This window comes from Pseudomonas sp. 2VD (assembly GCF_005503585.1).
GTDB lineage: Bacteria > Pseudomonadota > Gammaproteobacteria > Pseudomonadales > Pseudomonadaceae > Pseudomonas > Pseudomonas aeruginosa.
Genome location: NZ_SCND01000376.1, coordinates 1 through 5,683, shown reverse-complemented (window position 1 = coordinate 5,683; position 5,683 = coordinate 1). Strand labels below are relative to the sequence as shown.

The 5,683-nt window shown below is 69.2% G+C and carries 6 protein-coding genes and 1 pseudogene; 2 read left to right on the top strand and 5 right to left on the bottom strand.

Going from position 1 to position 5,683, the window contains the following annotated elements; all coding sequences use genetic code 11:
* Positions 1 to 1,438 (top strand): TonB-dependent receptor plug domain-containing protein (locus FFS27_RS27495; RefSeq protein ID WP_134608174.1); only part of this gene is annotated, 1,438 nt, incomplete at its 5' end.
* Positions 1,435 to 1,959, top strand: coding sequence for a molybdopterin-dependent oxidoreductase (locus FFS27_RS27490; RefSeq protein WP_023874964.1), 525 nt, complete (start codon positions 1,435 to 1,437; stop codon positions 1,957 to 1,959). The genes FFS27_RS27495 and FFS27_RS27490, both read left to right, overlap by 4 nt.
* Positions 1,960 to 1,965: 6 nt before the next feature.
* On the opposite strand, the gene moaA is transcribed toward FFS27_RS27490, so the two are convergent.
* The 5 genes and pseudogenes from moaA to narH form a co-directional block, all read right to left on the bottom strand.
* Positions 1,966 to 2,955: a GTP 3',8-cyclase MoaA gene (gene moaA, locus FFS27_RS27485; protein ID WP_003092949.1), complete on the bottom strand. Its 990-nt coding sequence runs from the start codon at positions 2,953 to 2,955 to the stop codon at positions 1,966 to 1,968.
* A 56-nt stretch (positions 2,956 to 3,011) separates the two neighbouring features.
* A complete protein-coding gene (locus tag FFS27_RS27480) occupies positions 3,012 to 3,830 on the bottom strand; it encodes a peptidylprolyl isomerase (RefSeq protein ID WP_003092951.1) in 819 nt (272 codons plus the stop codon).
* 54 nt (positions 3,831 to 3,884) lie between these two features.
* Positions 3,885 to 4,568, bottom strand: coding sequence for a respiratory nitrate reductase subunit gamma (gene narI / locus FFS27_RS27475; protein ID WP_003092953.1), 684 nt, complete (start codon positions 4,566 to 4,568; stop codon positions 3,885 to 3,887).
* A gap of 2 nt (positions 4,569 to 4,570) precedes the next feature.
* Positions 4,571 to 5,311 carry a nitrate reductase molybdenum cofactor assembly chaperone gene (gene narJ / locus FFS27_RS27470; protein ID WP_003092956.1) on the bottom strand — a complete coding sequence of 247 codons (741 nt, stop codon included), beginning with the start codon at positions 5,309 to 5,311 and terminating at the stop codon, positions 4,571 to 4,573.
* Positions 5,312 to 5,316: 5 nt separating this feature from the next.
* Positions 5,317 to 5,683: pseudogene (gene narH, locus FFS27_RS27465) on the bottom strand (nitrate reductase subunit beta); the annotation flags it as partial.

Here is a 5,683-nt window from a genome sequence, read left to right as displayed (position 1 = left end):
CTTCCAGGCCAGCGGCGCCTGGCTCGACCGCGACGCCCGCGCCCTCCCCGGCGGCCTGCGCGACAGCGACGACCTGGGTAGCCACGGCGAACGCGCCAACTCGGCCAGCCGCGACGCCCGCGGCACCCTGAAGCTGGGCCTGACGCCCAATGCCAGCGACGAATACGTGCTGACCTACTTCAAGCAGGACGGCGACAAGCAGTCGCCACCCTACGCCGGCAGCGATCCGTCGTTCCAGAGCCGCTACTGGCGCTGGCCGGACTGGAACAAGGAAGGCCTGTACTTCAACTCCAGCACCCAGCTCGGCGAACGCACGCGCCTGCGTACGCGCCTCTACCGCGACACCTTCCAGAACACCCTGGAGCAGTACAACAGTCGCGCCGACCTGGAGGCCCGCAAGGGCAGTCGCAGCCAGTACGACGACTGGTCCGACGGCGCCGGGGTGGAACTCAGCCAGGGCCTGCGCGAGGACGACAGCCTGGCCTTCGCCCTGCACTGGAAGCAGGACGTCCACCGCGAACGCCAGGACCGCGGGCCCTGGGGGCGCTTCGAAGACCGCACCTGGTCGCTCTCCAGCGAATACCAGTGGGCCCTCGACGCGGCCACGCGGATGATCTTCGGGGTCAGCTACGACTGGCGGGAAAGCCTGGAGGCACGGGAGTACAAGACCGACCGCCAGGGCCGGACCAGCGAGAAGGAATACCCGGACAACGACGCCGAGGCGTTCAACTGGCAATGGAGCCTGGTGCATCCGCTCGACGAAGCCAGCGAAGTCCAGCTGAACCTGGCCGACCGTAGCCGCTTCGCCACCCTCAAGGACCGCTACACCACCTTCCGCCCCGCCGTCGGCCAGACCGTGCTGGTCAACCCCGACCTCGACCCGGAGCGCGCGCGCCTGGTCGAACTGCGCTACCGCCGCGCCTTCGGCCAGGACACCACGCTGGACCTCGCGCTGTTCCACAACCGGGTGCGCGATGCCATCCAGGCCACCGACCTCGGGCCGAACCTGGCGCAGAACCGCAATGTCGGCGAGATCGTCTACCAGGGCCTCGACCTGGGCCTGCGCGGCAGGCCTGCGCAGCGCCTGGAGCTGGGCGCCAACTACAGCTGGATCGACAGCGACTGGCGCAGCAGCGAGGCCGGCGTGGTCACCGGCCTGCCGCGCCACAAACTGTTCGCCTGGGCCGACTGGCAAGCCCTGGAGCCGCTGCACCTGGTGCTCAGCGGCGAAGCCCGTTCCCGGACCTACAGCGATACCGGCGGCAGCCGGCGCGCCGCCGGCTTCGCGCTGCTCAACCTGCATGGCGAATACCAGGCCAGCCGCGAACTGGCCCTGAGCCTGGCGCTGAACAACCTGGCGGATCGCCGATACGCCTACAACGAAGGATTCATCGAAGAAGGACGCACCCTATGGCTCGGCATGAAATACCGCTATTGAAACGCCTCGCACTGGCCGCCCTGTGCACGGCCCTGCCCGCCCTCGGCGTCGCCGCGGACGCCTCGCTGCACGTGTACGGCGCGGTGCAGCGCGAGCTGCGCCTCGACCTCGCCGCGCTACGCCAGCTACCGGCGCAAGACAGCGGCAAGCTGGCGATGGTCTGCCAGTCCGGCGCCCAGGTCGGCGCCGAGCGCGAGTACCGGGGGGTGCGCCTGAGCGACGTGCTGGACCAGGCCGGGCTGGACATGCCCGGCCACCAGGACGCGCGGCGCAGCTATGTGGTCGCACGCAGTTCCAGGGACGGTTATGCCGTGGTGTTTTCCTGGGGCGAGCTGTACAACAGCGAGGCCGGCGACGATATCCTGGTGGCCTACCAGAAGAACGGCCTCGCCCTGGATCCTGGCGAAGGCCCGCTGGCGCTGGTCTCGACAAGCGATCTGCGCAGCGGCCCGCGCCACGTCAAGTGGCTCGACGGCCTCGAGGTGGTGCGCCTGCCACGAGGCCCGCTGGCTACGCCCTGAGTCGCCTCAGCCGCCGCTCATGTTCATGAAGCGCAGCACCTGCACCTCGCCGGCGGCGCTGAATTCATGGCGCGCCGGCTTGCGCTGGAGCGCCTCGCCGATCGCTTCCAGCAACGGCCCGTCGTGCAGCGGGTGGCGGCGCAGCAGCGCGCGCAGGTCGAGCGAATGCTCGTGGCCGAGGCACAGCAGCAGGCGGCCCTCGACGGTCAGGCGCAGGCGGTTGCAGGTGGCGCAGAAGTTGTGCGAGTGCGGCGAGATGAAGCCGATGCGTGTCTGCGGATGCTCGACCAGGCGCACGTAGCGCGCCGGCCCGCCGCTCTGCTCGGCGCTGTCGAGCAAGGCGTGGCGCTGGGCGATCAGCGCGCGTACTTCGTCGCTGGAGCAGAAGCTCTCGCCACGTTCGCGGCCGACCTGGCCAAGCGGCATCTCCTCGATGAAGCTGATATCCAGGCCGCGGGCGATGGCGAAGTCCACCAGCGCCGGCACCTCATCGGCGTTGCGCCCCTTCATCACCACCGCGTTCAGCTTGATCCGGCGGAAACCGGCGGCCTGGGCGGCGTCGATGCCGGCCAGCACCTTGTCCAGCTCGCCGTTGCGGGTGATCGCCCGGAAGCGCAGCGGATCGAGGGTGTCGAGGCTGATGTTGAGACGCGACAGGCCGGCGTCGTACAACGGCCGGGCGTAGCGCACCAGTTGCGAGCCGTTGCTGGTCATGCACAGTTCGCGCAACCCCGGCAGTGCCGCCAGGCGCTCGCACAGGCCGACGATGCCGGGCCGCACCAGCGGCTCGCCGCCGGTCAGGCGCAGCTTGCGCACGCCGCCGGCGACGAACAGCCGGGCGACCCGCTCGATCTCCTCCAGGGTCAGCACCTGCTGGCGCGGCAGGAAGCGCATGTCCTCGGCCATGCAGTAGACACAGCGGAAGTCGCAACGGTCGGTGACCGACAGGCGCAGGTAGTCGATCTGTCGGCCTTGGCCATCGATCCAGTCGGTCATGTCCTGGGTACTCCGATTGATGTGCGGGAGGAAGAGGGAAACAACGGCGCCGAAACCTATTGCACCAGCGCCCCATCCGCGCCCTCGAAGGCGAAGCCCTCGATGCAGGCGTCTCCCGCCAGCACGCCGATGTACTGCCCCACGGCCCGCTGCAACACTTGCGCTTGCAGGTGCGCGGCGATTTGCGCGCGGGCCGCGTCGAAGTCGAGCGGCTCGCCGCCCTCGCGCGCCAGCAGTTCCACCACATGCAGGCCATAGCGGCTTTCCAGCGGATGCTCGAGCAGCCCGGGCGCGCGGCGCAGCAGGCGCTTCTCGAATTCGGGGACGGTCTGCCCCGGCTCGATCCAGCCGAGGTCGCCGCCCGCCTCCTTCGACGGACAGGCGGAGAAACGCCGGGCCAGGTCGACGAAGCGCTCGGGATGCCCGCGCAACTCGTCGAGCAGCTCCGCGGCCTGCTTGCGCGCCGTCTCGCGGCCTTCCAGGTCGTCCGGCGCGCAGGCCAGCAGCACATGGCGCAATTGCAGGCGCCAGGGGCCGAGCAGGCGTCCCGGATTGGCCGCGTACCAGGTCCGGCAGGCGTCTTCGTCGGCTTCCGGGACCTGCACCTCTTCCTCCAGCAATTGGCGGATGCGCGCTTCCTCCGGCGTCTCGCCGTCTTCGCAGCGGGCCTCGATGCCCAGCGCGTCGGCCCGTTGCAGGAGCAACTGGCGGACGATCAGCGCACGGCAGGCGGCCTCCAGCGCCAGCGCGTAGCTGTCCGCCGGGTGGTATTGCAGTTCGCGGGCCAGCAGGTCTTCGCCGATGGCCACGCCGTTGACCTTCAGTTGCGGCAGTTCGACCTTCTCGACGCGTTCTTCGTAGTGGGAGCAACTCATGATCGATCACCTCGGTTCGGCGGGCCGGCGCCGGATGCGCCGGCCGCCCAGGGTTCAGGCAGGACGTTTCTGGCGCACGATCTGGTAGCGCCGGCCCAGGTACCACACCGGCGCGCTGACGATGTGCACCAGGCGGGTGAAGGGGAACAGCACGAACAGGGTCAGGCCCAGGCCGACGTGCAGCTTGTAGACCAGGCCCACCGGCGCGATGGCTTCGGCCGCCGCCAGCGGACGCAGGGTGACGATGGCCTGGGCCCAGTCGGCGAGCATCACCATCACCGAGCCATCCATGTGATGGGTCGAGGCGACGATGGTGGAGAGGCCGAGGATCAGCTGGGCGTAGAGCACCAGCAGGATCATCAGGTCAGAGGCGTTGCCGGTGGCGCGCACCCGCGCGTCGGTCAGGCGGCGCAGGATCAGTCCGCTCAGGCCGATGAAGCAGAGCACGCCGAAGAAGCCGCCGGAGACCATCGCCAGCAGTTGCTTGTTCTCGGTGCTGATCAGGTGGTGGTAGACCGAGGCCGGGGTCAGCAGGCCGACGAAGTGGCCGGCGAGGATGAACAGCACGCCGACGTGGAACAGGTTGCTGTATACCCGCATGCCCTTCTTGCTGAGCATCTGGCTGGAACCGGCCTTCCAGGTGTACTGCGAGAGGTCGAAGCGCGCCCAGCTGCCGACCAGGCAGATCAGCAGCGCGACATAGGGATAGATCCCGAAGAACAGAAGATTGGTCGACATGCTCAGACTCCTTCGCGGGCCGCGCGGTACTGCATCTGCGGTACCGGCTGGGCGACCCATTGCAATGGTTGTTCGGTGGACGCCGTCGGACGGCGGCCGCTGCTCGACGGGCAACCGCCGGCAGGGTCGGTGAAGCTCACCGGGGTTTCCTCCCAGGCCCGGTCGATGGCCTCCAGGCTGTCGTCGCGCTGTTCCTGGGCCTGGTCGCGACGCAACGCGCCGAGGTCCGGGCGCTCGCCGCCGAGTTCCAGCAACGCCTCGAAGATCGCCGCGTAGGCGCTGCCACGTTCCTCCAGGCGCAGCGCCAGCAGGCCGAGGATGTGCGCCACTTCGGCGAGCCCTTCGCTGGCCGCCGCGAACGGCAGCAGCGACAGGTATTCGAGGTACAGCGGCAGGTAGTCCGGCAGCTCCGGTACGTCGATCTGCAGGCCGGCCCCGGTATAGCGGTCGAGCAGGTCGACCATCGCCTGGCCACGGTCGCGGCTCTCGCCGTGGACGTGCTCGAAGAGCAGCAGCGAGACCGAGCGGCCGCGCTCGAAGAGACCGTCGTAGCGCGCCTGGACGTCCAGCAGGTCGCCCTGGCAGAGCTCGTTGAGCAGCGCCGCGAGGCCGTCGCGCAGCGCTTCCGGCAGTTCGCAGGTGCGGATCAGCGCATGCAGGCCGAGGCTCTCCTCGCGCAGCTCGGCGCGTGGATAGTCGAGCAGCAGGGCGAGCAGGCGGAACAGTTGGCTGTGATCGTTCATGGCGCTCACTCCTGGATCTGCACGACCTGGATCACGTCGCGGCGGTTGGTCGGCTTGCCGCCGAACAGGTTGACGGCGGAGTTGCTGCCGCCGGAACAGCCGTTGCCGAAGCTGAAGCCGCAGCCGGAACGCTCGGCGAAGGCATCGGAAAGCGCTTCCTCGCGGTGCGCGCTGGGGATCACGAAGCGATCCTCGTAGTTGGCGATGGCCAGGTAGCGGTACATCTCCTCCACCTGCTCCACGCTCAACCCGACCTTGGCCAGCACCTCCAGGTCCTGGCGGCCTTCGACGTGCTCGGCGCGCTTGTAGGCGCGCATCGCCAGCAGGCGCTTGAGCGCCAGCAGCACCGGCGCGGTGTCGCCGGCGGTGAGC

Excerpts from the sequence above, each read along its gene's own strand:
- narI (WP_003092953.1), bottom strand. The coding sequence starts at position 4,568 with ATGTCGACCAATCTTCTGTTCTTCGGGATCTATCCCTATGTCGCGCTG.
- moaA (WP_003092949.1), bottom strand. The coding sequence starts at position 2,955 with ATGACCGACTGGATCGATGGCCAAGGCCGACAGATCGACTACCTGCGC.
- FFS27_RS27480 (WP_003092951.1), bottom strand. The coding sequence starts at position 3,830 with ATGAGTTGCTCCCACTACGAAGAACGCGTCGAGAAGGTCGAACTGCCG.
- narJ (WP_003092956.1), bottom strand. The coding sequence starts at position 5,311 with ATGAACGATCACAGCCAACTGTTCCGCCTGCTCGCCCTGCTGCTCGAC.